General features: G+C 44.8%; 31 protein-coding genes. 7 read left to right on the top strand and 24 right to left on the bottom strand.

All coding sequences use genetic code 11. The features are described 5' to 3' along the window. Positions 1 to 123: 123 nt before the first annotated feature. From CHX35_RS08780 to CHX35_RS08765, 4 genes are all read right to left on the bottom strand, one after another. On the bottom strand, positions 124 to 645 hold the full coding sequence (locus CHX35_RS08780) for a hypothetical protein (protein ID WP_091836649.1): 522 nt from the start codon (positions 643 to 645) through the stop codon (positions 124 to 126). An 83-nt stretch (positions 646 to 728) separates the two neighbouring features. Then, entirely contained in the window at positions 729 to 2,318 is a 1,590-nt protein-coding gene (locus CHX35_RS08775) for an acetate--CoA ligase (protein ID WP_091836647.1), read from the bottom strand. A 135-nt stretch (positions 2,319 to 2,453) separates the two neighbouring features. After that, positions 2,454 to 2,660 carry an alpha/beta-type small acid-soluble spore protein gene (locus tag CHX35_RS08770; protein ID WP_091836645.1) on the bottom strand — a complete coding sequence of 69 codons (207 nt, stop codon included), beginning with the start codon at positions 2,658 to 2,660 and terminating at the stop codon, positions 2,454 to 2,456. Positions 2,661 to 2,803: 143 nt separating this feature from the next. Beyond that, positions 2,804 to 2,989 carry a hypothetical protein gene (locus tag CHX35_RS08765; protein ID WP_140413581.1) on the bottom strand — a complete coding sequence of 62 codons (186 nt, stop codon included), beginning with the start codon at positions 2,987 to 2,989 and terminating at the stop codon, positions 2,804 to 2,806. A 287-nt stretch (positions 2,990 to 3,276) separates the two neighbouring features. On the opposite strand from CHX35_RS08765, the gene CHX35_RS17530 reads away from it, so the two are divergent. After that, complete coding sequence (locus CHX35_RS17530; protein ID WP_176391989.1) at positions 3,277 to 3,432, top strand: hypothetical protein; 156 nt, start codon at positions 3,277 to 3,279, stop codon at positions 3,430 to 3,432. Between the two features lie 10 nt (positions 3,433 to 3,442). After that, positions 3,443 to 3,670, top strand: coding sequence for a hypothetical protein (locus tag CHX35_RS08760; protein ID WP_091836642.1), 228 nt, complete (start codon positions 3,443 to 3,445; stop codon positions 3,668 to 3,670). 78 nt (positions 3,671 to 3,748) lie between these two features. On the opposite strand, the gene CHX35_RS08755 is transcribed toward CHX35_RS08760, so the two are convergent. Then, the gene (locus tag CHX35_RS08755; protein WP_091836641.1) at positions 3,749 to 4,192 is read right to left on the bottom strand and encodes a hypothetical protein; all 444 of its coding nucleotides are present in this window, start codon (positions 4,190 to 4,192) and stop codon (positions 3,749 to 3,751) included. Positions 4,193 to 4,559: 367 nt separating this feature from the next. Here CHX35_RS08755 and CHX35_RS08750 point away from each other — a divergent pair, with 367 nt between their 5' ends. Next, positions 4,560 to 5,378: a hypothetical protein gene (locus CHX35_RS08750; protein ID WP_091836639.1), complete on the top strand. Its 819-nt coding sequence runs from the start codon at positions 4,560 to 4,562 to the stop codon at positions 5,376 to 5,378. 22 nt (positions 5,379 to 5,400) lie between these two features. Here the strand turns inward: CHX35_RS08750 and CHX35_RS08745 are convergent, their stop codons facing one another. The 10 genes from CHX35_RS08745 to CHX35_RS08700 form a co-directional block, all read right to left on the bottom strand. Further along, entirely contained in the window at positions 5,401 to 5,691 is a 291-nt protein-coding gene (locus CHX35_RS08745; RefSeq protein WP_091836637.1) for a cell division topological specificity factor MinE, read from the bottom strand. Positions 5,692 to 5,713: 22 nt separating this feature from the next. Further along, on the bottom strand, positions 5,714 to 6,514 hold the full coding sequence (minD, locus tag CHX35_RS08740; RefSeq protein ID WP_091836636.1) for a septum site-determining protein MinD: 801 nt from the start codon (positions 6,512 to 6,514) through the stop codon (positions 5,714 to 5,716). Between the two features lie 317 nt (positions 6,515 to 6,831). Continuing rightward, complete coding sequence (locus CHX35_RS08735) at positions 6,832 to 7,236, bottom strand: YkvA family protein (RefSeq protein ID WP_091836634.1); 405 nt, start codon at positions 7,234 to 7,236, stop codon at positions 6,832 to 6,834. A gap of 29 nt (positions 7,237 to 7,265) precedes the next feature. Further along, positions 7,266 to 7,916: a zinc ribbon domain-containing protein gene (locus tag CHX35_RS08730; protein WP_091836632.1), complete on the bottom strand. Its 651-nt coding sequence runs from the start codon at positions 7,914 to 7,916 to the stop codon at positions 7,266 to 7,268. 213 nt (positions 7,917 to 8,129) lie between these two features. Continuing rightward, positions 8,130 to 8,474 carry a hypothetical protein gene (locus CHX35_RS17525; protein ID WP_176391988.1) on the bottom strand — a complete coding sequence of 115 codons (345 nt, stop codon included), beginning with the start codon at positions 8,472 to 8,474 and terminating at the stop codon, positions 8,130 to 8,132. Between the two features lie 147 nt (positions 8,475 to 8,621). Beyond that, complete coding sequence (locus tag CHX35_RS08720) at positions 8,622 to 9,848, bottom strand: MFS transporter (protein ID WP_091836631.1); 1,227 nt, start codon at positions 9,846 to 9,848, stop codon at positions 8,622 to 8,624. Between the two features lie 132 nt (positions 9,849 to 9,980). After that, a complete protein-coding gene (locus CHX35_RS08715) occupies positions 9,981 to 10,241 on the bottom strand; it encodes a YlbG family protein (RefSeq protein ID WP_091836629.1) in 261 nt (86 codons plus the stop codon). 145 nt (positions 10,242 to 10,386) lie between these two features. Beyond that, positions 10,387 to 10,812, bottom strand: coding sequence for a YlbF/YmcA family competence regulator (locus tag CHX35_RS08710; RefSeq protein ID WP_091836627.1), 426 nt, complete (start codon positions 10,810 to 10,812; stop codon positions 10,387 to 10,389). Between the two features lie 79 nt (positions 10,813 to 10,891). Further along, positions 10,892 to 12,748 (bottom strand): helicase-associated domain-containing protein, encoded by a 1,857-nt coding sequence (locus CHX35_RS08705; RefSeq protein ID WP_091836625.1) that lies wholly within the window; start codon positions 12,746 to 12,748, stop codon positions 10,892 to 10,894. Continuing rightward, positions 12,736 to 14,418, bottom strand: a complete 1,683-nt coding sequence (locus CHX35_RS08700; RefSeq protein ID WP_245838709.1) for a DNA repair helicase XPB — start codon at positions 14,416 to 14,418, stop codon at positions 12,736 to 12,738. Before CHX35_RS08700 ends, CHX35_RS08705 begins: the two co-directional genes overlap by 13 nt. 164 nt (positions 14,419 to 14,582) lie before the next feature. Between CHX35_RS08700 and CHX35_RS08695 the strand changes: the two genes are divergently transcribed. Next, positions 14,583 to 15,482 carry a protease complex subunit PrcB family protein gene (locus tag CHX35_RS08695; RefSeq protein ID WP_091836623.1) on the top strand — a complete coding sequence of 300 codons (900 nt, stop codon included), beginning with the start codon at positions 14,583 to 14,585 and terminating at the stop codon, positions 15,480 to 15,482. A 98-nt stretch (positions 15,483 to 15,580) separates the two neighbouring features. On the opposite strand, the gene CHX35_RS17520 is transcribed toward CHX35_RS08695, so the two are convergent. After that, a complete protein-coding gene (locus CHX35_RS17520; RefSeq protein WP_176391987.1) occupies positions 15,581 to 15,730 on the bottom strand; it encodes a hypothetical protein in 150 nt (49 codons plus the stop codon). A gap of 194 nt (positions 15,731 to 15,924) precedes the next feature. Here CHX35_RS17520 and CHX35_RS17515 point away from each other — a divergent pair, with 194 nt between their 5' ends. From CHX35_RS17515 to CHX35_RS08680, 3 genes are all read left to right on the top strand, one after another. Then, positions 15,925 to 16,395 carry a hypothetical protein gene (locus tag CHX35_RS17515; RefSeq protein WP_176391986.1) on the top strand — a complete coding sequence of 157 codons (471 nt, stop codon included), beginning with the start codon at positions 15,925 to 15,927 and terminating at the stop codon, positions 16,393 to 16,395. Positions 16,396 to 16,741: 346 nt separating this feature from the next. Then, entirely contained in the window at positions 16,742 to 18,115 is a 1,374-nt protein-coding gene (mgtE, locus tag CHX35_RS08685) for a magnesium transporter (RefSeq protein ID WP_091836619.1), read from the top strand. Positions 18,116 to 18,310: 195 nt separating this feature from the next. Further along, positions 18,311 to 19,699, top strand: coding sequence for a hemolysin family protein (locus CHX35_RS08680; protein ID WP_091836617.1), 1,389 nt, complete (start codon positions 18,311 to 18,313; stop codon positions 19,697 to 19,699). Positions 19,700 to 19,785: 86 nt separating this feature from the next. On the opposite strand, the gene CHX35_RS08675 is transcribed toward CHX35_RS08680, so the two are convergent. From CHX35_RS08675 to CHX35_RS08640, 8 genes are all read right to left on the bottom strand, one after another. After that, a complete protein-coding gene (locus tag CHX35_RS08675) occupies positions 19,786 to 20,457 on the bottom strand; it encodes a glycosyltransferase family protein (RefSeq protein WP_091836616.1) in 672 nt (223 codons plus the stop codon). Further along, on the bottom strand, positions 20,444 to 22,198 hold the full coding sequence (locus CHX35_RS08670; protein ID WP_091836614.1) for a glycosyltransferase: 1,755 nt from the start codon (positions 22,196 to 22,198) through the stop codon (positions 20,444 to 20,446). The genes CHX35_RS08675 and CHX35_RS08670 overlap by 14 nt, the downstream gene beginning before the upstream one ends. Then, positions 22,195 to 23,310 (bottom strand): glycosyltransferase family 2 protein, encoded by a 1,116-nt coding sequence (locus CHX35_RS08665; RefSeq protein WP_091836612.1) that lies wholly within the window; start codon positions 23,308 to 23,310, stop codon positions 22,195 to 22,197. The genes CHX35_RS08670 and CHX35_RS08665 overlap by 4 nt, the downstream gene beginning before the upstream one ends. A 168-nt stretch (positions 23,311 to 23,478) precedes the next feature. Then, positions 23,479 to 23,952: a hypothetical protein gene (locus tag CHX35_RS08660; RefSeq protein ID WP_091836610.1), complete on the bottom strand. Its 474-nt coding sequence runs from the start codon at positions 23,950 to 23,952 to the stop codon at positions 23,479 to 23,481. Between the two features lie 218 nt (positions 23,953 to 24,170). Then, entirely contained in the window at positions 24,171 to 24,638 is a 468-nt protein-coding gene (locus CHX35_RS08655; protein ID WP_091836609.1) for a hypothetical protein, read from the bottom strand. A 220-nt stretch (positions 24,639 to 24,858) separates the two neighbouring features. Then, the gene (locus CHX35_RS08650; protein ID WP_091836607.1) at positions 24,859 to 25,326 is read right to left on the bottom strand and encodes a hypothetical protein; all 468 of its coding nucleotides are present in this window, start codon (positions 25,324 to 25,326) and stop codon (positions 24,859 to 24,861) included. Positions 25,327 to 25,540: 214 nt separating this feature from the next. Then, positions 25,541 to 26,011 carry a hypothetical protein gene (locus CHX35_RS08645; protein ID WP_091836605.1) on the bottom strand — a complete coding sequence of 157 codons (471 nt, stop codon included), beginning with the start codon at positions 26,009 to 26,011 and terminating at the stop codon, positions 25,541 to 25,543. 220 nt (positions 26,012 to 26,231) lie between these two features. Continuing rightward, positions 26,232 to 26,702: a hypothetical protein gene (locus tag CHX35_RS08640; protein ID WP_091836603.1), complete on the bottom strand. Its 471-nt coding sequence runs from the start codon at positions 26,700 to 26,702 to the stop codon at positions 26,232 to 26,234. Positions 26,703 to 26,973: the final 271 nt, after the last annotated feature.

The raw sequence follows: 26,973 nt of genomic DNA, 5'->3' as shown, positions 1-26,973 counted from the left end.
ATGGTTCCCGCTCTTCGTAGGAAAAATCGCTTATTTAATTAATTTCAAGAAAAAAACTGTCGACAAATAGTAGCTTGTCCACAGTTTTTTGAAACCCTTGAAAAAGGAGCACCGTAGCCTTTTTCATTTTTTAAATGAAGAAGGGAAGTCCGGCGGAATGGAACATGTTCCAGACTCAAAGGTAGTATCCCGTCCTGTCTCACCTGCTTGCATCCAAAACTCGGTTACATAATGAAGAGGCTCTTCCACACCCTCTTGTTGAGCAAAAAAGAGGGTTTTTTCCCCTTCTTCCGTTGCAAAGGTTACGTAATAGACAGGATAGCGAATCGTCTGATCGTTATCCACAATAATATCAAAGTGCATTTCGTGACTGAGAAGAAGATCATCGAAGGAAAATCGAGCTTCATAAGGCTGATCATCCACGGAACGGGAGGTAACTATAACCTCTCCTGCCTCTTCATTAATTTGAAACCGCTCCGCTTGTCCATATAAATAAACCGCCTCTGCTTTCATATCCAGATGACCGGTTACGACAGAGGAATGCGAATGAATCTGAGTAGAAAGCAGTTGCTCCAACTCTGAAGCCGTCATCTCTCGAACCGAATCAGTAAAGTTAACCACATTACCATGAGGAAATATGCGCATTGTACCCGGTCCCTTCTTTGCAATTCAGAAAAATTATACCCTACGTAACAAGGGGGTTCAAGGAACACCCCATTCTTTTATCATCATTGATCGTGGATGTGTTTAAATCCTTCCATTTCTTGCTCGCGCAATTGAATACGTCGAATTTTACCACTACTTGTTTTTGGTAACGTGGTCACAAATTCAATGACTCGTGGGTACTTATAGGGAGCGGTTAAGGATTTTACGTGGGTTTGTAGTTCTTTCATCAAAGAATCGGACCCTTCTTGTTCTTGTCCATCCTTTAACACGATAAAGGCTTTAACTACCGAACCCCTTAATGAATCCGGACTGGCTACAACCGCGCATTCCTGAACCAAAGGATGCTTCACTAACGCATCTTCAACTTCAAAAGGACCAATCGTATACCCTGCACTAATAATGATATCATCTCCACGACCTTCAAACCAAAAGTACCCATCTTCATCCTTACGTGCTCGGTCTCCCGTCAAATACCATTCCCCTCGAAAGGCGTTTGCCGTCCGTTCAGGATCCTTATAATATCCCTTGAATAATCCAGGCGCTGCTTCATGAATGGCAATATCACCAACTTGACCCACAGGAACCCATTCTCCCTCTTCATCAATTATCTCCACTTGATTCAAGGTTGTAGGTTTCCCCATTGAACCTGCTTTGACCTTCATCCCCTTCATTGTCGCCACTAATAAAGTGTTTTCAGTTTGACCGTATCCATCCCGTACATCGACCTGAAAATAACGGCGAAAGGTATTAATGACTTCCCCATTTAAAGGTTCTCCTGCACTAACAGCACTTCGTAAATCCGATAAATTATACCGTTCCAAACCATCGACTTTTGCCATTAAACGATATTCTGTGGGTGTACAACAAAGAACATTGACATGATATTTTTCGATAAGGGAGAGGGTTTTTTCTGGATAAAATCTTCCTTGATAAGCCAATGCGGTTGCCCCCGATCCCAGGGTAGAGATAAATGGACTCCATACCCACTTTGCCCAACCCGGTCCCGCTGTTGCCCAGACGGTATCCTTTTTTCTTATATCCATCCATTCCTTTGCAGCTACCTGTTGATGAGGAATCGCCCAACCGTGGACATGGATCACCCCTTTAGGCCCTCCTGTTGTTCCTGATGTATAAGAAATAAAGGCGACATCATCCCAGCGAGTTTTCGGTAAAGGTTGCTCCTTTACACCATGGCCAATGCGTAATAAGGATTGGAATTGATCAGTTCGGGTCTCCCCTAATACATAACCCATTTTTACCGTACTCGTGCCCTCGAGTCCTTGTAAGACTTCATTTTCTAAGGATGCGTCAAATACAACGGCTTTTACTTCACCATGCTCAATTCGATATCGAATATCGTCAGGACGCAACATTTCTGAGCCTGGAATAATCGTAAGCCCTGCTTTCAAGGCCCCCATATAGGTCATCGTTGCCTCAGGGACGCGGGGAAGAAGAATGAATATTCGATCCCCTTTCTTTAATCCACTCGCAAGAAACCCTTGCGCCAATTGATCCGAGCGTTGTTTTAGTTCACGATAAGTAATCATGCGTGTAACACCCTGTTCATTTTCCCAACGAAGAGCTACTTGCATGGGATCATGGGCATGACGATCAATATCGTGTGTCATATTATAATATTCAGGCATTTTCATTTTCAAATTCTCCTCCTTACACGAATTTAGGCAATGCTTCAAAAAACTTCGACACTTTTCTAATCCGATCCTTTCACCACGCAAAAGACAGCGGGAATTCCCGCTGTCTCGGCAAAACCAGATTATAGAGTTGTATTACCGAGCACCGCCACCAAGTTGTTGTTCAGCTAGAGCGACAAGACGCTTAGTAATTTCCCCACCTACAGAACCGTTGGCACGAGATGTGGTGTCAGGACCAAGTTGAACACCAAATTCAGAAGCAATTTCGTATTTCAATTGATCAAGAGCCTGAGCAGCACCAGGAACTAGCAGTTGATTGGAGTTGCGTTCACGTTGTTGCATGTCGGTTTCACCTCCTTGTAGATGGTACCTATATCATGTGATTCAAGTCCGATCCCGATGCGTGTGAATTTCTGGGAATGGATTCTTTACAATTAAAAAGAAAAGAAGTGGACGTGGATTCCGTCTCCACGTCCACTTCTTTTTTAATCGCCTACAACCCGTTTTTCCTGTACTTTCTCTGTTGCTAGTTCTTGCCACTGAATCTGCAGAGCTTTTATATCTTCTTTAATTTCATGCAGCTCGAGAAACTCATGGCGTTCCACTGCCTGCTTATATTCTTCTTTCTTCGCTAGAAGCAAATTCTTGATTTCTTGTATTGGATCCTTCATGAAAAACACCTCATTTGTAAAGAGATGGATCGATTTTTTGTGATGTCTGAACCATCCTTTGTTTTCCCTATGATCGATCCTCATAAACCTACAAGCTTCACCCCACAGTACGATCCATCGGTCAATTAGCTGATAAGCAAGGGATCAGCCTCGTACACCATGAAAATATGACACATTCAGGAAAAATACCTGGCAAATCGTCATTGACGATTCCCTAAATTTTGATAAAATGAATGTCACTCACATGATCAAGCCAAGGAATTTGTTGTTTGGAAAGGAGGGTTCCCATGACTGTGGAAACCCGTATAAAACCTTCCTTCCTGGAAGAATTTCGCTCCATGAAGTTAAATTCGATGATTAGGGACTTGAAACAATTAAATACGGATGAGCTGATTCGTATCCAACAGGAGCTCGATCACCTACTCGACTCCACAAAGGAGTAAAAGGATCGGAATGAACTCCCCCACTGAAAAATTATTGATTCAAAGTTACAAACAACTTGATGAAGCGCGCGCTCTTCTTGAAGAGGCCATTAATCGTTTAGGTAAACACCAAACCCAAACCATTACGGATTCTCACCTTCCTGAGGATATTCAACAGTTGGTTCAAATCGCCCTTCACCTTTCTCCAGACCAACGAAAAACATTGCAACTCTTCCTTGAATCCCTGAAGGATCACTAATCATTCTTTCCCAGAAAGCTACTTATTACTACCTTATTATTGACTAACGGATAGGTACCTAAGCAATTGCTTAGGTACCTATCCGTTATGTTTGTTGCCACCATTCCTTGTGGACATCTTACGTACCAACACCGAGGTCCTAAAGAGATGGTACATCCGCGATGCGTCTACTGCTGTCCACAAACGCGTTCCAGCAGACACAATCCCCTCAGAACAACGAATATAGTCATTTTTTGTCAACTGTTTCATCACGCTATTCCACTCTTCATCCGCCCCCAAATGATCCGAAAACATATCCCGTACTTCATCTATCCGAACATGGGGTTCATCATTTTTCTTCATATCAGGATCCAATCGAGGATAAACTAACAATCCCCACAGAATGACAAGAGAAGCTTTTGACACAGCATCCCAATCACGATGAATAGGCCCCTCAGATTCCCAAGGATATGAATATTTTCTAGCAGGTGAAGGTGATCGTGAAGTCAATAGTGTGCTGATATCATTAGCAACTCGGTTCATTTCACTTTCCTCCTTCCTTGTGCTCAACAGGATTACCATCCTTAAATAAAACCCTTGTAAGTTTAATGGTTGATATTATTACATTATATGGTAATTCTAATTCCTATCAGAGTATATTTCCTTTATCGCCATAGAAAGGTAGTTTTATACGAAGTGAGGGACACTTGGTAAAGAAATTCAACTTGATGTTTTTTATTATTTATGGATTTTACCCCGGTTTCATCGGGATCATCTTAGGACTTCATCGAATCTAACTGGACTTCTTTCACTTACATAAAGTTACTTTATCTAATATTTTAGTGGAAATCAGGATTTCTTTTCTGTTATATTAAACAATATAACTAGACCAGTAGGGGAGAGGGATGACATGTTTGATACCAAAAAAGGGAAATATACTGAAGAAGAAAATGAACAAATTATCGGAAAGATCAATGAGGGATTAGCCGAGGGGCTACGCGAACGGGAAATCCTTCGAGAAATTTCCAATGATTTAAATCGTGGATTTGCTGGAATTATGTCCCATGTTCGCAAACTACGAAGTCAATATCCTGAACGATTCCATAACGATAATCCATCAGGCGATGGAGAAAATCGACTCAATAGTTGGTCAGATCATGAAGAAGATATGGTGATTGAATGGGTTAATCGTTGTATGGATCAGGGTCAGTCCTTATCCTCGGCGATTTCAAAACTCGAAAAAGAACTGAACCGTACCCAAGGGGCCATCTATCAACGAATTTATACTTTACGGCGAAAATTCCCAGAACGATTTAACCGGATGCCTGAACCACGCCCCCGCCGCCGTCGTAAGTTAGAAGGTTGGCAAATCCAACGACCCATTATTCGTGATCTTGATGGAAGTGCGCCTGTCTTTCGACCCTTTATCGAAGACAATACTGAAGAAGCCGCAGCCGCTCTGGAAAGAGTTCACCAACAATCCGAGTCCCTACTTGAAAACATAGACGCTACCAGTACCATTTCCGAAGAAGATATGGTGATCAAGGCCTTTGAAAATCGATATGGCCGTCCCAATACAGTCATTCGTAACAAACTGATGGAATTAATGAAAGAATATGGTCACACCCGTGTATCCTTTGCCCTCTTTACCCTCCAGGATAATAAAGAATTTCCCGTTGTCATTACCCGTTTTTTGGAAGAATGTCTCAACAAAAATAAAACCTTATGAATAAAGAAAAAGCGCAGGTCTCCTAGAGACCTGCGCTTTTTTCGTCTTCCTGATTTTCCCTCAAGCGAACCGGGATACTGGCATTTAATACGGTCGTATTATCTCGTTGTCTGGATTGCGGCCGAATTTCAACTTGTCCAACCACATCATAGCCAAAATCATCACAAAGGTCGATTAATCGTGCCTGGAATTGCTTCAACTTTCGTTCATCAATATCGGATCGCTGATAACTGAGCACGAGGGAGAGGCGGTCATCCGCCGTCGCCGCTGTAGGGCGCTCTTTATCCTTGCCAAACATATTTAAAAAGACCACGACATTCACCTCGTAACTTTAATCAGGCGATGTGAAATATACGCTTGATGCGATGGATGAGGCTGCCTTCCTCTAATTCCAGGTAGGGAACTTCTTCACCATTAATCCGCCGAGCAATATTATTAAAAGCCCGACCAGCCAGGGACTTCTCATCTAATACGACGGGTTCACCTGTATTGGAGGAACGAATTATTCGTCGATCTTCGGGTACAATTCCCAACAAATTGATTGCTAAATGATTTTGAACGCGTTCTACACTTAGCATATCGCCATCTTTTACCATACTTGGTTGTACTCGATTCACAACCAAATCAATTTTTTCGAGATCTGCAGACTCAAGTAACCCAATAACACGATCAGAATCCCTAACCGATGGAATCTCAGGATTGACGACTAAAATCGCACGATCCGCAGGAGCAATCGCATTACGAAACCCACCTTCAATCCCTGCTGGCGAATCAATCAATATAAATTCAAATTCTTTCTTTAAATCATCGACCAACTCTTTAACCTGAGCCGGTGTCACCTCTTCTTTATACCTTGTCTGCGCAGCTGGCAAGAGTGCAAGATTTGGAAATTCTTTATGCCTTACTAAGGATTGACGCAATTTACTTGTTCCCTCAATGACATCTACCAAATCATAAACAATGCGATTTTCCAAGCCCAACATTAAATCCAACTTACGAAGACCAATATCTGTATCCATCACGCAAACCTGGCGACCCAACTGTGCCAATGCAAGGCCAACGGATGCAACAGTGGTAGACTTTCCCACACCACCTTTTCCGCTTGTCACGGTAATCGCCACGGACTTCTGCTTCATCACTCGTTGCCCCTTTCCCATGTCCTACTGTCTATCTTCGACCTTAGGAAACCATTGCCCTCTTCTCGTTCATCGGGATTCTCTGGTCTGTACTCCCTCGATTAGCCCCTATGTAAGCGACCCATGAAAATCAACTTATTGAGTGAACCAAATCCGTTGAGGATGACTCTTGTCAGATCAGGTTTTACCACGAATTTGGGGAATGTATAATTCAGTAATAATTTCAATGATTTTGTTATATTGACATAGCCCAACAAGATTCCCTATTATTGTATCAAACTTCACCCCATAACAGAAGCAAAAGAAAACCTTTTTCCTCAATTCCTCTCACTATCTTCATCATCGCATTTCTCCTCACTATTTTGAAGCCGTCTTTCAAAGCGGTCCAGTTCACCTGCAAGCATTTTCCATACGATTCCAACTGCCGCAACATCATCGACATAACCCGCTATCGGGATAATATCTGGCAATACATCACTTGGAATAATAAAGTACAGTAACGCAGCACCCGCCAATGCTTTTTTTGTACGACTTGTGGCTGGATGTCGAAAGAATTCATAGAGTAATTTTAACTTCCCTATAATCTTTTGAATCCCTCCAACACGATCCACTTTCGCATTAAAATTATCAAGGATTCGACGCGATCCTTCTGGAGTGTCTGCTTTTTTTGTCAAGGAACCTAGAACCCACTTTACTTTTTGCTCCAGTTTTCTTGAAGCCATTTGCTCTCACCCCTTTAAAAGGCTACACGCTAACTATAGATTTCACCTTGGCAATGTAGACAACGTTGCTCTGTATCCTTTACCTCTTTTCCGCAATGCGGACACAGGAATATACCTTGTCCTTCCCAAGATTCCCAAGAAGTTGAGGACGGCTCTTGATTCCATGCCTTATTCGTTTGAGCAGGAACATTCTCATTCTGTACCCCATGTAAGTGGGATTGAATCGCGGTGACTTCCTCTGTATCATTGGTTCTTCTGCTATCTTGGAGTTTCTCGTCGTTTTCTGGTAAAGGAATGGTGTGCCTTTCAGAGTAAGAAATTGTCTGGGAAGTTTGTGGAGAAGGTGTAGCCGTCCGATTTAAGGTAGGATGTGAAGAAATCGTCTGCTCTTCTTCTTTTCTCAACTCAGTTAATTGGTCCTCCATCGATTGAATAACTTCTCGCAAATCCTTGATATTATAAAGTAAGGAACGAGTACGATCTGTCATCTCTAAATTCCCATGGGAATCCCAACGGTCATAGAGGGATTGCCCAAGTCTCATGTGCAACTCATTCTCATACTCTTTTTTTCCCCGTACTTGCAAGGTTAATCGACTGATATCTAATAACTTTTTTGATTTTTGACTGGTCGCCTCATAACCTTTTCCCAATTTACTCTTTAAATCGTCAAAAATACCCACAACGACTCCGCTCCTTTTTCTCCGTACCATCTCTTCCCTTACATTGTAAGGGATTTATGACGGTTCTTCCAGCAAGATAGCGCAAGAATTCTTCATTGTTTTCAAAAAAGCACACACCTCCTTCATGAAAAAAACGGCCAGACAGGCCGTTTATCCATTAATAGGTAAAACAAAGGAAGATTTATCCTATTCTTTTGCTTGGATGAGTCCCTTTTACCAGATTCCAGGCCCCCCCCAGCCACCACCAAAGCCGCCGCCACCAAAGCCGCCACCCCAGCCGCCACCAAAGCCGCCGCCCCAGCCACCGCCAAAACCGCCGCCGCCCCAGCCACCGCCAAAACCGCCGCCACCACAGCCACCGCCAAAACCGCCGCCACCACAGCCGCCGCCCCAGCCTGCGCCCCAGCCGCCGTCACACCCTCCCCAACAGCCATCGCCGCCGTAGCCAAAACCATAACCGCCACCAGGGCCGCCAAAACCAGCACCATAGCCAAAACTATTGATGCCAGCACGACCAGGGCGACCCTGACGATAACCTGCTTTTCTTACACCTTTCATACCAAACACTCCTTTAATAATTTCCACTGTCAGGCGAATCCCAACAATGTCTTTCTTTTATATTTCTATGTCAACTAGGTGTCATAGGGTTGGACATCCTTCGCCTAATTCTGTGATTACCAAAAAAACCTGATCGCTGTTATGCGATCAGGCTGAGGAAACATGACGTGATACCCTCTGTTTTGATGTCTGCCGGTTATGATTCAATCCTATCTTTAACCACCAAGATCCTAGTAAAAGCATAACCGCCGTCAAAATAAATAGACCGCGAATGCCAATAACCCCTGTCATAAATCCTCCAGTGATGGGCCCAAGCATATTACCAAGAAATGTCGCACTCGTACTATATCCATAGGCTGTACTCTCTTTTCCAGCGGGAGCATATCGACGAATCAACGTATTTAATGAAGGAAGAAGCCCACCTACACATAAACCCAATATAAAGCGGAGCCCAAGCAACTGCCATACCCCAGTAACAAAGGCATGGGGAATAAAGACAACCCCTGCTCCTATCATGGAGTAAAAAAGGATGCGCTCAGGCCCATACCGATCACCAAACCTGCCTAAAAAGGGAGAAGCCATCATATTGGCTATCCCCGTAACTGCGGTCACTAGGCCAGCAAAAAATGCGATATATCCCCCTGGAGCCCCGAGTTCCGATACAAATAAAGACATTTGTGGCATGGGTGCTAACATCGCAAATTGCAATAAGAAGCCCACGCTAAACAAGAACACAAGGGGCTTTTGATGTAGAACAAAGGAGCCCTCTGAAAAGAACCCTTGTCGGGGAGCTGAGGGATCAGGTTTTACTTCTTCCTTTACAAAGAGAAGGACAACAACCGTTGCTATAAAAACAACCATACTGGTGAGAAAGAAAATCGAGCGAAACCCAATAATTTCTGCCAATACCCCACCAATAAAGGGTCCCATAATGCTACCCGCTACTCCACCTGACTGAAGTAAGCCAAGTGCATAGCCAGATTTTTCTTTCGGGGTGTTCGTTGCAGTCAAAGAAATCGAAGCGGGTATAAAACCGGATACCGTACCATTTAGTAGACGTAATAAAAGAAGCTGTAACGGGCTTGTAGCAAGCCCTGTCAGCAATATCACAATGGACATACCAAAACCAGATCGGAGCACCATAATCTTACGTCCTACTTTATCCGCTAAACTTCCCCATATGGGAGCCACCAAAAAAGCAGATAAAAAGTTGATCCCAAAGATTAATCCCGCCCATAGCTGCGTTTGACCAGGATCTTTCATACCTAATTCCCTGAGATATAGTGGGAGAAAGGGAATAATCATACTCATGGCACCCATTACCAGGAATTGAGCCACCATCAAAATGTACAAATTTCGTTTCCATGTGTTCATATTACGACCCGCTTTCTTCCCTTTAAAGAATCTGTTTACCAAAATTACGATACACGAAACATATCCATGAAAAAAAGTAGCCCTCTCACGTGTAGAAGCCCACCACATCCCTTGGAATGAATCAATCCCCGCCTATTGGGTCGGGGATTGATTCAGTTTATGAAATTCCGTTGACAACTCTCGGCGAAGGGAACGTTGTACACGTTCAACATAATATAATCGCTCGATTTTGCGAATCGTCTGCTCGGCTTTCTGACCATCAATATACAAAAACACATATTTTAGCCGCTTCGACACGTAGTGGATATTACCCATGCGCCCCAACGAGCGGGCTGCCTTAAGATCCTTCACCCATACGGCCAAACCAAGCCGTTCCGCGATAATCATCGACATGGGGTCGTGTCTCCTTTATTAATACTTCTTCCATTGTTAGGAGAATGGTTGCTATATCAGTCATCCTTAAACAAGGATCCTACTTTATGGTAACACGCTACACCCAATAAAGTAAACCACCTACTAGACTTTCTCAATCTCATGCTTACCCACAACTTTTTCGCCGTTTCTGGTTCGCTTCACGCAACGCCTGAATCTCATCATTAACGGGAACTTTAATTTCAGTTGATACAGAATGGGCAATGCGTTGGCTCACTTCATAAAGGATTCGATCCACTGTCTCCTCTAATTCTAAGTACTCCTTAATTAAGGGATACTTCTTCATCTCCGTCAGAAAAGCTTTCGCTTCATCTTTTGCACGATGATAATCAGGGTGAAAATGGCCAAAACGTTGTGCTTCAGCAAAGAGTTCTTTCTTTGTTTGAAATTGCTTGATGAGCTTCCGCGCATCCCCATCTTCGGATAAGGCCCGTTTTACTTCGATAAATCGGTGTACTTCCTCCGATTCGTTGATTCGATCAGCCAATCTATATGCTTCAGACAATAGTTCTGTCATATCCAACGAATTCATAACGATCCCTCCTCTTCCATGTTAACACAATTCACTCCATGGAGTTAAACACCCTTTTCCGCCATCCTTCTAACGGATTTTATTCTTCCCAGGGCAAAATCACTTGAATTTGTTCCATCGCCTCCAATGGAATCGATTGGCTAACTTGCCTCTGCTCATCTTTCCCTTCAGCCAACCACCCTCCCTTGGTATGGTACAAACGTTTCGTGACAAACTGATGTGTTTGCTTCTCCTTATCCAACCATTTTATAGGCAACCCCATCTGTGCTGACTTCTCCAGTAACTCCCGACGCATCGTCGGATGATAATTGCGTGGGGCCGACGTCCACATGCGAGGAAGTTGTTCAACACCTGGAACGGCTTCTTTCCACGCTGGAATGCGATTTTCGATCGTCAGCTCCCCATAACCCTCCAGAGCGTCATGCTCACTCCCTTTGATATCAGTGCCATCTCTAGGCCTTTCACCGATTTCTAGCGCTGGCGTTCCTCGCGCCTCCAAGCGTTCTCGGATCACAGACAAATCATCAGGATGGAGCAAGAACGCCATAGGTCCTACCCTCTCACGTATATGATTGGACAGCATCGAATCTTGCATCAATTCATCAGCGAATTGGGAGCTTGCAACTTGGAGAATGACCTCTGTTCCAATACGTACGCGGGAGTGTTGCTCTCTCCATAGCCGTAAACTATGTAGGATATTTTCAGGGGGAGGAAATGCAGATATCTTGAAGAGTACTTGTTCCATTTCATTTATAGAAAGTCCCCTCTCCAATCCTCTACGAATGGAAAAAGGAGTTAATTCATAATGGGCATAGAATTGTTCTCCCCCCATATAATCTGCAAATTGTGCCAATGCCCTGCGTTCAGTGGCTGCAGAAAACACGGGAACCAACACTTCAAAGTCAGGTTTTACATAAGCGGATAGTTGTGGAAGTCCTCTCGATACGGAAGGTGACCAGTCAGCCCATTTCCACCAATCTTCGCCTCCCTCTTGCCCCATCTCTATCCAACCTAATGATTGTAAAGGCCGGAGCCATTTGCTCTCCCACTCCTCTAACCGTGAGGTCGACCCTGACACGGATTTCCATGCTAAAAAAGTATCTTTAAGGAGCGTTGCACCTTGACCATGACGCTCCATCCAGTACCATAAACTATCCCACTCTGGACGGTTATGGAGAAGTTCTTGCTGTACAAAGGAATACATCCTCTGTAACCGCTCCTCCCAGGAATAACCGATCCATTCTCTTGCCTTATCTTCTATTAATCGAAGTCGTCCATCGGAATCGGTTAACCACCCTTCCTTCTTTGCATAGGAGAGAAGGAGAGAAAGCCGAGGAAACTTATCCGATCCCCATGGAGATTCTTCGAGACCACTATCATCTAAATCCATTTCGGCAATCACCTTCCGAAGAAATGACTGCTTCATTTTTCCATTGGCTGTGAGGGGAACGGGCTCCCGATCTACCATACATAAACATTGAAAGACATCATTCCAAAAACCACCAATCGGATATACCTCATTCAAGGACACTCCTTGTCGAGCTGAGGGAAGATGAGGGAACCATACTGATAAACAAGCCTCACGAATCTCATGTGGACACCAAAGTAGTACCTCTCCCCATGGCTTACGAAAAGAATACAGAAACCCTTTTCTTTGAAGACCGATCCACCCCATACTCATCTGAAGAGAAGAATCTTCTCCTGTAATCATCTCATCCCTTATCGAAAATAGGCGATTGCCACCGCGAAAAATCACCCGCCGTAACATTCTCGCCTCTACCCGATTCCCTTTGGCGACATCGGTGATTGCTTCTACGATCCGCGCTGCCATGGTTGTTGGGTCCTGGGTTTCTTCCTCTTTCCATCCATGTTCTTTTGCAATGCAAGCACGTACTTGAGGAGATAAGGAAGTTAAACATCCCATTAAACGTTCCATGATATCCGCCTCCACTGTTCTTCCTCAATCACTTGATAAGGATAGCCTTGCTCCACCAGAAATCGTTGTCGATGAAGAGCATATTCTTGATCCACGGTATCGGAGCTAACCAGATGATAAAAATAGGCTTGATTGTTTCCATTTTTCGGTCGCAAGATGCGTCCCAAACGTTGTGCTTCTTCCTGCCTCGAACCAAAAGTACCCGATAGTTGGATGGCGACATTTGCATCAGGAAGGTCAATGCCAAAATTAGCGATTTTGGATACAATCAGCACAGGAATTTCACCCTGTCGAAATGCTTGAAAGAACGTTTCTCGTTCCTCCTGACACGTCTGTCCGGTTATCAATGGAAGCTGTAATCGTGTAGCCAAGCTTTTTAACTGCCGCAAATATTGACCAATCACCAGCACTCGCTCTCCTTGATGGTGAATAAGAATTCTTTGTACAAGGGCCTCTTTAGCAGGATTTTCAGCAGCGATCCGATATTTATGTTTTTTGGCTGCATCCGCATAAATCATTCGATCCTCATGGGATAATGGGGTTCGAATTTCAGTACAATTGGCCTCTGCTAAAAAGTCCTTTTCCTCTAGTTCTTTCCATGGAATATCGACTCGTTTTGGGCCAATTAAGCTAAAAACTTCTTTCTCTCGTCCATCTTCTCTAATCAACGTTGCAGTTAAACCAAGACGCCGCTTCGCTTGTAGATCCGCTGTCGCCCGAAACACAGGAGCAGGTAATAGGTGGACTTCATCATAGACAATAAGCCCCCAATCCCGGCGATTAAATAAATCCATGTGAATAAATTCGCCCTGTTTGTCTCGGTGGGTGAGAATCTGATAGGTAGCTACTGTCACAGTCTTTACCACTTTCTTCTCCCCAGAGTATTCTCCAATCTGGTCTTTCCGTAGGGTCGTCTTGTCCAAAAGCTCACGCACCCATTGTCGAACCGACGTAGTATGGGGAGTAAGAATTAACGTAGCCCGCCCTACCCTCTCCATCACACCCAAGCCAATAACAGTTTTCCCTGCACCACAAGGTAAAACAAGAACGCCATGCCCATCTTGATCTCCCATACAATAGGCCTCAATTGCTTTTTGTTGATAGTCTCGTAAAGCAAAGGATTCACCCGACCGCGTTTTCGTACACAAACGAAGGGAAAGGGCCTCTCCTTCACTAAAACCAGCTTGATCCCAAACGGGCCACCCTAAATGAATCAACTCTTTTTTCAACATACCACGTGCTTCTGGTGCAACAACCCATTGACCATCCGAATCACATTGAAGATAGCTTGTCAATTTTTTCGACTGTGTCAGGGTTAAAATGTCCTGTTGGTCACCTTTTAACAACAATCGATGATCCTTTTGGATGATTCGAATCCGTCCAAACCGTGAAAAACAAGCTTCAATCTCCTTACAAAAGGCAGGGGATAAAGGAAACTTGCTATACTTCTGCAAAAAGGAAAGAATCTCATCTACTTGCCAACCCACTGCCGCCACATTCCATAGCGAAAGTGGCGTGATCCGATACGTATGAAGATACTCTGGGCTCTTTACTAACTCTGCAAAGAAAGACAACCCTTCTCGTACTTGATCATAGTCCGGATGGTCAACCTCTACCCATACCGTCCGATCATTCTGTACAATTAAAGGTCGATGCGGATCAATCTCCACCCAAATTCCCTCCTTTTCGGTTAGCTTTTCTAAAAATGAGGGAAAACATAACGAAGATCCACTAGCACCTGTCTGTTGCAAAAAATCTACCCCGAAAATTTTTTGCAACTTTTCAGCAAGATCTCCCGTCTAAAAGACAAAGAATCAGACAGGAGGCAATAAGGATGCGAAAACGGAAGGTGATTTCAGTGATGTTAGGCTGCACATTATTATTCGGTACAATGGGTTGCGGAGGTTCCTATCTTTCTCCAGAAAGTAAAGCAGGAGAAGCTCATCACGCGAAGGACGAACACACTGTCCCCTTTCAACAAGAGTCTCTTGATAAGTTGCCCGATAAGGTAAAAGACCAATGGGCGAAAGCCAAGACATCGAAAGAAGAAAAAGGGATCCAAGCAAAAGTCATGGATGAAGGTCGAACCTATCTCTTTCTCACCGCTGGTAAAAAAAATACGGGTGGATGGACGATTAAAGTGAAGGAAGTCACACAATCAGGGGATCACATCCGTGTAAATGCCGAGGAAGTTCCCCCAAAGAAAGGTTCCTTAAACACCCAAGCCATTACATCCCCGATGACTGTCATCTCCGTGAAGACCGCTAAAGATGACCTTGAATACACCGCACATATTGACAAAGGCGCGATGGCTGAAGCACCTTCAAAAAAAGATGGCATGCCCCCTAGAGATGATGATGTACAAGGGAAAGTGTTAACAAAGCAAGTTGAAGCCGGGAAATCCCTTCCCGAAAATGTGAAAGCCAAATTAACCGATATGCGCTCCTCCAAAAAGGGAGGAGAAGTGCGAGTCAATTATCACGATCAAACCTATCTGATTATCGGCCTGGGTGAACGCCGCACAAGCGGTTATCGAATTAACATTGATAATGTCATTGAGAAAGACGGCAAAGTTCATGTCTACGCCCAAGAGATTACACCCAGCTCAGATGGGATGGTCACTCAAGTAATTACCCACCCAACCCAAGTCATTGCTGTCCCGCGAATCGATGATGACATGGATATTGAATATCACATCAAAAAGCAGTCATCGAAAGGCCAACCCAATTTTTAAGGCGGGTAGGTTGTCGTTCACATAAAAAGGTCCCGCGAAGCCTAGCGCTTCACGGGACCTTTTTATTTCAAAGAGTCAATTTGACTGAGCCCTGCGCATTACGCTAGATGCCTTCGTTCATCATCCTTCTCTCTTCGCCGACGCTCATTGGGATCTGCCCCACGTTCCGGTTGTTCCGGAGCTGTCGTTAGGGGTTCACGAGGCGTCGTAATCTCTGGGTCACGACGGGTCTCTTCTTCGATTCGCATCCACCTCACCCCTTTCCATGCCATTTGGCATCTGATAGCTTTCCCAGAACACTGGATATGATGAGTCTCAATTCCCTACGGTTTAGTTGCTGAAGACTCTTCCTCCTCAGGTACAAAAAACCAGGGAGATTCGGGTGACTCAGGTGATTCCCAAATGGGTTCTGCTTTTTTAATGGGTATTTGAACCGTTCTCGATGAGCCCGGTCTCGGAGTCGGGGTCGGTCTCGGTTGAGAAGGCAACCCAGGAGCAGGTCCTGGGCCGGGTGCTGGAGCAGGGCCTGGGCCAGGCAATGGATCAGGTGCAAATAGGGGGCGTTGGAGTGGATACATTTGCTGAGGTGAAAAAGGGAGTGGATGAGGATGATAAGGAAGCCCTGGATTTGGTATGGGTGCTGGGCCAAAATACGAAGGAGCTCCTACCGGCCAATGAGTTGGAAACTGCGGCATTTGAACGGGTTGAGAATACTTGGGGGATTGCCTGGGAAACCCGGGTGCGAATGTTTGTCTTGGGTGTTTTGGCTCCTGAGTCGGCTTGCGTCCTGCCCACGGATTCCAGTCAGGGGGAAGCCACCCAGGAGCATAGGAGTAGGGGTATGAATCAGGGTACGCATTTGTGTAGGAGACTTTCCCCCCCGAGACCATGGGAGGGGGCCAGCCTCCTTTGAGGGAGCGTTGATCAGGGGTCTTTGAAGAAGTGGTTGGCAAATACGACCCATCTCCTTCAGGTGACACCACACCCATCCCGGGTTGGCTTGGAAATGACCAATGACTTGTTGGTTGGCCAAAACCTGGGGAATAATAAACCATGATTATCCCTCCCATTTTGTATCCTTCTTCAAGTATATGGGCAAGAAGAGCAGGTAATTAATTGTCCACACAAAGGCCTTGATCAGATCCTTAATAAAAAGGGACAGTAACGCATTCATTCACCAGCTTCTCCGTTTGCAAAGCCCTTTTGATCTGTTATGATGATGAAGATTTCGAACCCCTGTAGAGAGGAGGAAACACGCGATGACTGATATGGATGAACGGCAACATGAACACGCAATTGATTTAGATACCATCAAGTTAGCCCTTCAAAAGCGTGAACGTCGTTATCTTCGCCCCTTGATCGAAGAGCTACAACCCTACGATCTCGGCCAAATCTTTTTCAAACTGAAGGGGATCTACCGTCATCATTTCCTTCAATTGTTGAATGCCGAGGAAATCGCAGAGTTGCTTGAAGAACTTGAAGCCGATGAACAGCAAGAAGTATTAGCGAATGTAGGCGCAGAAAAAACATCCAAAGTCCTTAATCGGATGTCCTCCGATGAAGTTGCCGACCTGATGGGTGAGATGGACGAGTCCAATGTACAAGATCTACTCCGTGGAATGGAGCGGGATGAGGCGGACAAAGTTCGCGCTTTGCTTCATTATCCCGATGATACCGCTGGCGGAAAGATGACCTTGGAGTATGTCAGTGTCTACGATTACTACACGGTCGAAGAGACCATCCTCTACTTACGCAGAGAAGCACCCACTGCCGAAACCGTCTATTATATTTATGTGATCGATGCGGATGACCGGGTAATTGGTGTCGTCTCTCTCCGCGAACTACTGATTGCACAACCCCAAACAGCCATTACGGATATTATGTATGAACGGATTATTTCAGTTCCCGCAGATATGGACCAAGAAGAAGTTGCAAAAATTATGGAACGATACGACTTTCTAGCGATTCCCGTAGTGGATGATGAAGGCCGACTGCTCGGGATTATCACGATTGATGACGTTGTTGATGTTTTAATTGAAGAAGCACAAGAAGATATCGCAAAACTTTCCGCCGTAGGACAAACTGAAATGGATGTATTAACTAACCCCTTTTCTTCTGCACGGCGTCGAATTCCATGGCTGCTTCTCCTTCTTTGTATTGGGATGTTGACAGCCAACCTCCTTGGTTTTTTTCAAGGAACTATAAAAAAAGTCGCTGTCCTGGCTACCTTCATGCCCTTAATTTCCGGTATGACTGGAAACACCGGCACGCAATCCCTCGCCCTGGTCATCCGTGGATTCTCCACTGGTCAGTTGACCCGGGATCGATACTTTCAGATCCTTCGCCAAGAAGGAATCGTCGGCATTATTATTGGAATGGTTTGTAGCATCTTTATCTTTGGATTGGTCACCGTTTTAGAAGGTGATTGGATTCTCGGTTTAATTGTCGCAGGGTCACTACTCATTACCTTAATCCTTGGTACGCTGGGCGGTACATTCATTCCTATCTTATTGCATGGACTGAATGTGGATCCGACCGTCGCATCAGGACCTCTCATCACCACCATCAATGATGTGATCTCATTATCGATCTATTTCGGATTAGCCACCACATTCCTTCACTATATCCAGTAACCTCTTCTTTTTTCAGAAGAGGTTTTTTGGTTAAGTGAATCAGGGAATAGTATAAAGGGTGTATGGCATCACCTATGCTCATCTATACAGTTTATAGGCTTTCTGATAAGCTTGTGAGTATCTGTAATTAATTTCGCCTAGTTTCGTGCAGGCTAATCGCACGAAGTAAACTGACTTCAGGAGGTCGTTGTTCGCTTGGGAAGTATTATCGAGATCGCATGGAATCTATTCCTTGTGTTCTTCCTCGTTTTTCTTAATGGCTTCTTCGTTGCGTCGGAGTTTGCCATCGTCAAGGTCCGTGCGACTCGGATCGCACAACTGCGCGAAGAAGGACATCGTCGAGCCAAAATAGCTGAAAAGCTCATTAACAAGATGGATGCCTACCTTTCCGCAACACAGTTAGGAATAACCCTAGCCTCCCTTGGCCTCGGGTGGGTAGGGGAACCTGCCATTGCCCATATGATTGTCATCCCAACGCTTCATTTAATATCGCCTAATATACCCGACTTGCTCGTCTCTACCTTGTCATTAACAATTGCTTTCGTCCTTATTACATTTCTTCATATTGTTTTGGGAGAAATGGCTCCAAAGTCCTTAGCCATACGGCAAGCTGAAAAAACCACCTTGTGGGTAGCTGCTCCATTGAACTGGTTTTACCAGATTTTTTACCCATTCATTTTTGTGTTGAATAGCTCAGCGAATAAGGCCTTGAAATGGGCGGGCGTTGAATTAGACCCGGATCATATACAAGGACATACCGAAGAAGAAATTCGGATGTTGATGGCTCAAAGTCAAAAAAGTGGACACATCGATGAAACGGAACTTTCCTTGTTTGATAACATCTTTGAATTTGCGGATCGCGTCGCTCGTGAAGTCATGGTTCCTCGTGTGGACATGGTTTGCTTATATGCAGATGATTCACTGGAAGAAAACCTTACAACCATTCGGGAAGCACGCCATACCCGATTTCCTCTCTGTCGTGAGGACAAAGATGATATTGTAGGAATCGTACACATTCGTCATGTTTATGAAAAATTACTCAGCGGGGAAACGCCTGATTTAAAAGAATTAACCCGTCCCTCCGTCATGGTTCCTGAAACAATGGAATTAAAAGACGTCCTACGTGTACTACAACAAAACCGCTCCGAAGTCGCAATTGTTGTCGATGAATACGGAGGAACTGCTGGACTGGTGACGACTGAGGATATCATTGAAGAAATTTTTGGCGAGATTCAAGATGAATTTGATGATGAGCGCCCCTTTTTCCAAAAGCAAGGCAATGAAACATCCATTGATGCGCGCTTGTTAATTGAAGAAGTAAATGATTACTTTGGCTGTACAATTGAAGATCCTGATAATGATACGATTGGGGGATGGGTCTTCTCCCAATTAAACGAGGTCCCTGAGGTGGGTAACATTGTTCCTTATAAACAATTTACCTTTAAAGTACAAGAAATCGAACAGCGCAGTGTCAGCCGTTTATTGGTGAGCCAGTCAATCGAAACGGAAGAAACCCTTGATGAAGAAGAGACAGTTGAAGAAAATGAAAATGGAGAACATAAACATTTTCAAAACAACCGGTGAGTCACACGTGATAATGAGAAGGATCCCTATCCCTGAAAACAGGATAGGGATCCTTCTTTACTATGCTCATATTAAAAGTGCTAGAGCTATTCATATCCCTTATCCAAATACGTATTTACAAATTGTTGCCTCGCTTCCTCAAATCCATTTTGTACATTCACAACACCACAGTCATGGATACACCAGGGTTTTTGCTGATAGGGAACCATCACCTCATACCCCGCTCGAATAAATTCTTTTCCTTGGGAAAGATCATAGAAATGCCAACCAGAAAATAAATCCTCCCTCCAAGGCCGATCATATTGCGTTGCCATCAACAAACCATCCACTGCTTCTACCTTAGTATGAACCTCGGTGTCCCCTCCAAAGGAAAGAAGCTCCATTCGTCCTGTATGGCTATCATAAACTTTACCCACAGGGCGCTCCCCCTCCCACCATATACCATTACAAGGAAGACGAGTAACGCCCACCATCCCAAGCATGCCGACTTCTTGATTCTTTTGAAAGAGGGAAACCATATCCACCAAAAAATTGCGATGAATAATAAGGACATCTTGATGCAGATACACCTTGTACTTCGCATCCGATTTCATCATCCCTTGATTGTAACCCGATGCTAACCCCTTTGCTCCCTTTATCCACTGTTTTTCAATACGATACCCCTCAGGAACAGTGAGGGCATCCACGTAACGTTCCGACTCACGAAACCAATCTTCATCATTCACACACCAAATAAAACAAACCTTATAGGGATTCATCAGTGACCGCCTTTCGTACACGAGCCATCAACTGTTGTGTCGATTCATCCATCTTCTTGATTCTCTCTAGGTAAGCAAGTGCTTTCGTTGGTTGATGACGTTGTTGCCATAGCAGCGCTAAGTTATAGAGTGTGTCCGAATGATCGGGGGCTAGGCTTTCGGCGTTTTCCATTAAGGAAATCGCTTCATCCATCATCCCTTGTTCATAGCAACCTTGAGCAATTCGATGCAACATTTCAACTTTATCAATCATGTCCATATGGATGATCGCAATCACTTCTTGGATTGAAATTCCTTGACTAGTTACTTGGCGAAGGACTTCTTGAAGGCTCGCCTCTTCATCCAAATGGTTTTCTATTCGTCGAATGAGAAATTTCAAATGCCGCACATAAGCTGCCTCTTCTCGTACTGCACGTACTTGATACTGAAAACAAAGGTATTGCTCCTTCATCGCCGGTGAGGTTAAAGTAGCCAGCCTATCTATCCATTGCTCCTCTTCTTCAGAGGACTGCGGTAGAGTAAGTCCCCGAATCATTACTTTCTCAAGACCTTGGGATTGAAAAAGCGTATGAAGAGATTGTAGCGTAAATCGATGACGAGGCCCCTCTACCCACAACCCTTGAAGCAACTGAGATAGCACGCCATAATGACATAGATTAGGTAGCGTCGCTGCCATAATCCCTCCTCTTTTTAAGTGATGCTTCATCCGTTGTAGCCATTCTGCTGGATTTTCCACATGACCAAGGGAATCCCCAAGGAGAATCGTATCAAAATATTCCTTCGGCCAAGGAATGGGCGCATCAACTTCCTGGTTCATCACATTTCCCACATGAGTCGCCGCTTTGGCTGCGTCACGATGAGGTTCAACCCCGAAACAGCTAACTGATGGAAGATGGTGTTTGATGGTTAAAAGGGTAGCACCAGAGCCACACCTCAGATCCAACACCCGTTGTTCGCCTTTACCAGTCAAGTTCAACCAATCCAGCGACTCTGTTTTTACATGAAAGAGGATAGAAGGATCCACTCCCCATTTCTGCTCAAAAACCTGACGATTCTTTTCCAATAACTCGGCAAATCGCTGTTCTTCCCTACCAAATGAGACACTTCCATGATGATGGATAAACGTATCCTGACATAGGATCAATCGATAACCCAGAAGGCGTGCCCGGAAACACCAATCATCATCTTCAAAATTGCCTGGGGTGAATCGCTCATCGAATTCTCCCACTTCCTTAAGGACCTCACGGCGGGTGAGGAGACAATAGCCGATCAATTTTGCACGCTCTTCCCATCGGGTTGGATCCGAGCGATTATACTGATCAGCAAAGGCAGGTAACCCCTTTATATCGTTATAGGGAACCGATATGGCCGTTCCGTAGGAAGCATGATTGGTGACAGGACCAACTGCTCCAATATTTGGGGCACTTTCAAGGGAACAGACTAATTGCTCCAACCATCGAGAGGTCACCACTGTATCGTTGTTAAGAAAGAGGATACGCTCCCCCTTCGCCGCATGAATCCCTTGATTGCATGCCTTGGGAAATCCTTTGTTCTCATGATTTCGAATAAGGATCAGATCCTGTTGTGCCTGCAACCACTGCATCGTAACATCCTCTGATCCATTATCGATCACGATCAATTCATAAGTACCCTCTTTTGTATAGGCTCGGATACTCTCAATGCACTGTTTGGTATAGGATAGTTGATTTTGTACAGGAATGATAATGCTAGTAATGGTCACACCTTCCCCCCTCCCGTTTCCGGGCGGGTAGCCACAGTAATCCCCTTTTCCAAATAAAATTCTAACTTTTTCTTATTGTTTAATACTTCGTGATCGTTAGGTTTATAGGAGCGAACAATCTCATTGTGATGATATGCCTTTTCGATCTGACCCAGTGCCCCATAGATCACAGTTAATTGAAGATGGGGTAACCAGGTATGAGCCGCTTCATTAATCATCCCCCAATCATGAAGGTGTTTGATTTGCGTGGCATGATTATACCAACTGATTGCCTTTTCCAATTTGTTGTGGGCATGATACCAAAAGCCTAGCCGACAACAAAACTCCACTCGTGGGGCATCGTAATCAAAGGATTTTAATAGATATTGTCGTTCCTCCTCGCCTCTCCCCAACAAATGACAACAGTGTGCCGCATAGCCACATGCCGAAACATTATCCTCTGTATAGGGGCTATCCGCAGCAAAATATTTTTCATACTGTACCAACGCTTCTTCTAGCCGATTATTTTCCATCAATTCATTCCCATAATTATATAGATCCCGTGGCGAGAAAGTTTCTCCCTTAGCCAACCGATGTTCATAGATGGCGAGGTTGCGTGCCTTATTAAACTGCAATTTACCGTGATGGACGGCAATGTCACTATCCATGATCTTTCCATGAATCTCTAAATACTCGTGAACAGGGTCATGCCAACGATAATTACGGGCACGCTTTACCAATCGCTCCCGTCGAATACGGCTAAATACATTTCCCTCGTCATCATAGTGCAAATGATAATACATCGACACTTGATCAACGGATGAATCCAAGGTTTTCTTCAACTCGCGAAATTTCTCACGATCCTTCTCTTTAAAGAAATCATCTGCATCCAGCCATAGGATGTATTCCTTCGTCGCTTTACTAAAGGAGAAATTGCGTGCTGCAGCAAAATGATCAATCCATGTAAAATCAAAGATACGTGTTGTATATCGACGAGCAATTTCCTTCGTGGCATCCGTCGATCCTGTATCAATGATATTAATTTCATCCACGATATCGAAAATAGAAGCGAGGCATCGGTCTAGGGTTTTTTCTTCGTTTTTCACAATCATACATAAACTAATGGAAATCATAGTGTACCTCCTTTACATCAAACCAATCTTTCAATTTCAAAGAGTGGTGTTATCATACGGTATGTCCATCCTTTACCTTTGCCTGGACCTCTCACATAGGAAAGCCGCATATTTTCATAGCACCAAAAAACACACAACCAATCGGTGTGTGCTTTTCATTCTGTAAATTTAAGAACCGGCTGGTAAGCTACCATTTTGCGCGATCCCTTGAAAGGACTCCGGCCCAACCCGAGTGGCGGTTGTTGAGGCATAGGCCAGCATCGTGTATATCGTTTGCGTGGCTGCCGGTGCTAATAAGTCTGCCGCTGTGAGATTCAGAATCATATCACCGATCGTGGGGGAAACACCATCGGGGCCAATGGTGGAAGTTGGGATGCCATATACCGCTGTATAAATCCGCGTTCCACTCGTCGGGAAAGTGGATCCCCGAGCGAAGAGAATCGTTACCGTATAGGGAGTGAGGGTATTGACCCCAACCTCCATCGTTCCATCTAGCTTGACAACGGGTTGCGATACACTTCCCGTTTGCAAGCCGATGACTCCGATTAAGCTAGGGGATGTCGAGAAGGTACTCAGACTTGCCGTGATACCCCCAGTCAAACTTGCATTTTGCGAGGTGCGCATGTCCAAAAATTTGCCCACGAACTTCTTCACCTCCTTTTCTAGTCATACAATACGATATGGATTAATTTGCTAATTCGCTTGGACAAACCCTTACCAATTTCGGTATACACCCATGGTGCACCTTATCGTATGTCACTCTGCGATCGTTGCGGATTACTGGCTATGACAAGATACATGTGTTCATCCCAACAAAAATACACACAACGTCCTGTTGTGTGTGATCTCTTCTACAACGATTAGGAACCGGCTGGTAGACTACCATTTTGTGCGATCCCTTGAAAGGACTCAGGTCCAACCCGTGTGGCTGTCGTTGAAGCATAGGCCAGCATCGTGTATATCGTTTGCGTAGCCGCTGGTGCTAACAAGTCTGCGGCTGTGAGATTCAGAATCATATCGCCGATCTGGGGACCATCGACTCCAAGAAAGGTAGTTGGGATGCCATATACCGCTGTATAAATCCGCGTTCCACTCGTCGGGAACGTGGATCCCCGAGCGAAGAGAATCGTTACCGTATAGGGAGTGAGGGTATTGACCCCAACCCCCATGGTTCCATCCAGTTTAACAACGGGTTGCGATACACTTCCGGTTTGCAAACCAATGACGCCGATTAAGCTGGGGGAGGTCGAGAAGGTACTGAGGCTCGCATTGATACCTCCAGTCAAACTTGCATTTTGCGAGGTTCGCATGTCCAAAAATTTGCCCATGGACTTCTTCACCTCCTTTTCTAGTCATACAATATGATATGAAATCATCCGCTAATTGCTTGGACAAACCCTTACCATGTTTGGCATACAACCAAGGTACACCTTATCGTATATCACTCATAACTCTTCGATCGTTGTGGACTACCCGCTATGACAGCTACATATGTTCATCAACAAAAAACACACAACCCTTCGTTGTGTGCGTTCCCTTCAATAACGATTAGGAGCCTGCTGGTAGACTTCCATTTTGCGCGATCCCTTGAAAGGACTCGGGCCCAACCCGTGTGGCTGTCGTTGAGGCATAAGCCAGCATCGTGTATACCGTTTGCGTGGCTGCTGGCGCTAACAAGTCTGCGGCTGTCAGATTCAGAATCATATCGCCGATTGCGGCTGCACCATTAATTAAGGTGGTAGTTGGGATGCCATATACCGCTGTATAAATCCGCGTTCCACTCGTCGGGAACGTGGATCCCCGAGCGAAAAGAATCGTTACCGTATAGGGAGTGAGGGTATTGACCCCAACCCCCATCGTTCCATCCAGTTTAACAACGGGTTGGGATACACTTCCGGTTTGCAAACCAATGACGCCGATTAAGCTGGGGGAGGTCGAGAAGGTACTGAGGCTCGCATTGATACCCCCAGTCAAACTTGCATTTTGCGAGGTGCGCATGTCCAAAAACTTGCCCATGGACTTTTTCACCTCCTTTTCTACATATCACCTTTATTGAAATCCAACTATTCAAGTGGATTAAAGACTCACTCTCTATTTTTGAAGACGTAGTATCATATAATATGTCATTTTTCGATCTTTGGCTTGGACGACCCTGATAATAAAGTAAAATGTTCCCATAACAAAAACCACACAACGATGGGTTGTGGGTTGTATGTTTTCTTTGTGTAATTTAAGAGCCTGCTGGTAGACTACCATTTTGTGCGATCCCTTGAAAGGACTCGGGTCCGACACGCGTAGCTGTCGTTGAGGCATAGGCCAGCATCGTGTATACCGTTTGCGTGGCTGCTGGCGCTAACAAGTCTGCGGCTGTGAGATTCAGAATCATATCGCCGATTGCGGCTGCACCATTAATTAAGGTGGTAGTAGTTGGGATACCATATACCGCTGTATAAATCCGCGTTCCACTTGTCGGGAAAGTGGATCCCCTGGCGAAAAGAATCGTTACCGTATAGGGAGTGAGGGTATTGACCCCAACCCCCATGGTTCCATCCAGTTTAACAACGGGTTGCGATACACTCCCTGTTTGTAAACCAATGACACCAATTAAGCTAGGGGATGTCGAGAAGGTACTCAGACTTGCCGTGATACCCCCGGTCAAACTTGCATTTTGCGAGGTCCGCATGTCCAAAAATTTGCCCATATTTTCTTCACCTCCTTTTCTAGTTATACAATATGATATGAAATCATCCGCTAATTGCTTGGACAAACCCTTACCAAGTTTGGCCTACAACCAAGGTTTCACCTTATCGTATATCACTCTTAACTCTTTGATCGTTGTGGCCTACCCGCTATGACAGCTACATATGTTCATCAACAAAAAACACACAACCCTTCGTTGTGTGCGTTCCCTTCAATAACGATTAGGAGCCTGCTGGTAGACTTCCATTTTGCGCGATCCCTTGGAAGGACTCGGGCCCAACCCGTGTGGCTGTCGTTGAGGCATAAGCCAGCATCGTGTATACCGTTTGCGTGGCTGCTGGCGCTAACAAGTCTGCGGCTGTGAGATTCAGAATCATATCACCGATTAAGGGTTGAACATCCTGATCACCGGTGGTAGTTGGAATACCATATACCGCTGTATAAATTCGCGTTCCACTTGTCGGGAACGTGGATCCCCGGGCGAAGAGGATGGTTACCGTATAGGGAGTGTTGACATTGAGCCCAACCCCCATAGTTCCATCGAGTTTGACAACGGGTTGCGATACACTACCCGTCTGTAAACCAATGACACCAATTAAGCTGGGGGAGGTGGAAGAGGTACTGAGGCTCGCATTGATACCCCCAGTCAAACTTGCATTTTGCGAGGTGCGCATGTCCAAAAACTTGCCCATGGACTTTTTCACCTCCTTATCTACATATGGGTAATCATTCTTATTTATTGAGATACGATCATTCTATTTTTGAAAATGTTGTGATCATATATTATGTCAATTTTCGATCTTTGGCTTGGACGACTCTCATTAAAAATTGAATATTCTCATAGAGTAAAAACCAAACAACAGTGGGTCGTGTGTATCATACAACCAAGGTACACCTTATCGTATGTCACTCTGCGATCCTTATGGACTACTGGCTATGACAAGACACATAGGTTCATCACAA

Source organism: Marininema halotolerans (assembly GCF_900116235.1).
Taxonomy (GTDB): domain Bacteria; phylum Bacillota; class Bacilli; order Thermoactinomycetales; family DSM-45169; genus Marininema; species Marininema halotolerans.
This window is presented reverse-complemented; position numbering and strand designations above follow the sequence as displayed.

Coding starts and splice junctions, on each gene's coding strand:
- CHX35_RS08770 (WP_091836645.1), bottom strand. CDS start 2,660: ATGCAACAACGTGAACGCAACTCCAATCAACTGCTAGTTCCTGGTGCT.
- CHX35_RS08765 (WP_140413581.1), bottom strand. CDS start 2,989: ATGAAGGATCCAATACAAGAAATCAAGAATTTGCTTCTAGCGAAGAAA.
- CHX35_RS08705 (WP_091836625.1), bottom strand. CDS start 12,748: ATGGAACGTTTAATGGGATGTTTAACTTCCTTATCTCCTCAAGTACGT.
- mgtE (WP_091836619.1), top strand. CDS start 16,742: ATGACTGATATGGATGAACGGCAACATGAACACGCAATTGATTTAGAT.
- CHX35_RS08710 (WP_091836627.1), bottom strand. CDS start 10,812: ATGAATTCGTTGGATATGACAGAACTATTGTCTGAAGCATATAGATTG.
- minD (WP_091836636.1), bottom strand. CDS start 6,514: ATGAAGCAGAAGTCCGTGGCGATTACCGTGACAAGCGGAAAAGGTGGT.
- CHX35_RS08645 (WP_091836605.1), bottom strand. CDS start 26,011: ATGGGCAAATTTTTGGACATGCGGACCTCGCAAAATGCAAGTTTGACC.
- CHX35_RS08675 (WP_091836616.1), bottom strand. CDS start 20,457: ATGAATCCCTATAAGGTTTGTTTTATTTGGTGTGTGAATGATGAAGAT.
- CHX35_RS08750 (WP_091836639.1), top strand. CDS start 4,560: ATGTTTGATACCAAAAAAGGGAAATATACTGAAGAAGAAAATGAACAA.
- CHX35_RS08720 (WP_091836631.1), bottom strand. CDS start 9,848: ATGAACACATGGAAACGAAATTTGTACATTTTGATGGTGGCTCAATTC.
- CHX35_RS08780 (WP_091836649.1), bottom strand. CDS start 645: ATGCGCATATTTCCTCATGGTAATGTGGTTAACTTTACTGATTCGGTT.
- CHX35_RS08775 (WP_091836647.1), bottom strand. CDS start 2,318: ATGAAAATGCCTGAATATTATAATATGACACACGATATTGATCGTCAT.
- CHX35_RS17515 (WP_176391986.1), top strand. CDS start 15,925: ATGAGCCCGGTCTCGGAGTCGGGGTCGGTCTCGGTTGAGAAGGCAACC.
- CHX35_RS17530 (WP_176391989.1), top strand. CDS start 3,277: ATGACTGTGGAAACCCGTATAAAACCTTCCTTCCTGGAAGAATTTCGC.
- CHX35_RS17525 (WP_176391988.1), bottom strand. CDS start 8,474: ATGAAAGGTGTAAGAAAAGCAGGTTATCGTCAGGGTCGCCCTGGTCGT.
- CHX35_RS08640 (WP_091836603.1), bottom strand. CDS start 26,702: ATGGGCAAGTTTTTGGACATGCGCACCTCGCAAAATGCAAGTTTGACT.
- CHX35_RS08760 (WP_091836642.1), top strand. CDS start 3,443: ATGAACTCCCCCACTGAAAAATTATTGATTCAAAGTTACAAACAACTT.
- CHX35_RS08655 (WP_091836609.1), bottom strand. CDS start 24,638: ATGGGCAAATTTTTGGACATGCGAACCTCGCAAAATGCAAGTTTGACT.
- CHX35_RS08715 (WP_091836629.1), bottom strand. CDS start 10,241: ATGTCGATGATTATCGCGGAACGGCTTGGTTTGGCCGTATGGGTGAAG.
- CHX35_RS08650 (WP_091836607.1), bottom strand. CDS start 25,326: ATGGGCAAGTTTTTGGACATGCGCACCTCGCAAAATGCAAGTTTGACT.
- CHX35_RS08665 (WP_091836612.1), bottom strand. CDS start 23,310: ATGATTTCCATTAGTTTATGTATGATTGTGAAAAACGAAGAAAAAACC.
- CHX35_RS08695 (WP_091836623.1), top strand. CDS start 14,583: ATGCGAAAACGGAAGGTGATTTCAGTGATGTTAGGCTGCACATTATTA.
- CHX35_RS08755 (WP_091836641.1), bottom strand. CDS start 4,192: ATGAACCGAGTTGCTAATGATATCAGCACACTATTGACTTCACGATCA.
- CHX35_RS17520 (WP_176391987.1), bottom strand. CDS start 15,730: ATGCGAATCGAAGAAGAGACCCGTCGTGACCCAGAGATTACGACGCCT.
- CHX35_RS08735 (WP_091836634.1), bottom strand. CDS start 7,236: ATGGCTTCAAGAAAACTGGAGCAAAAAGTAAAGTGGGTTCTAGGTTCC.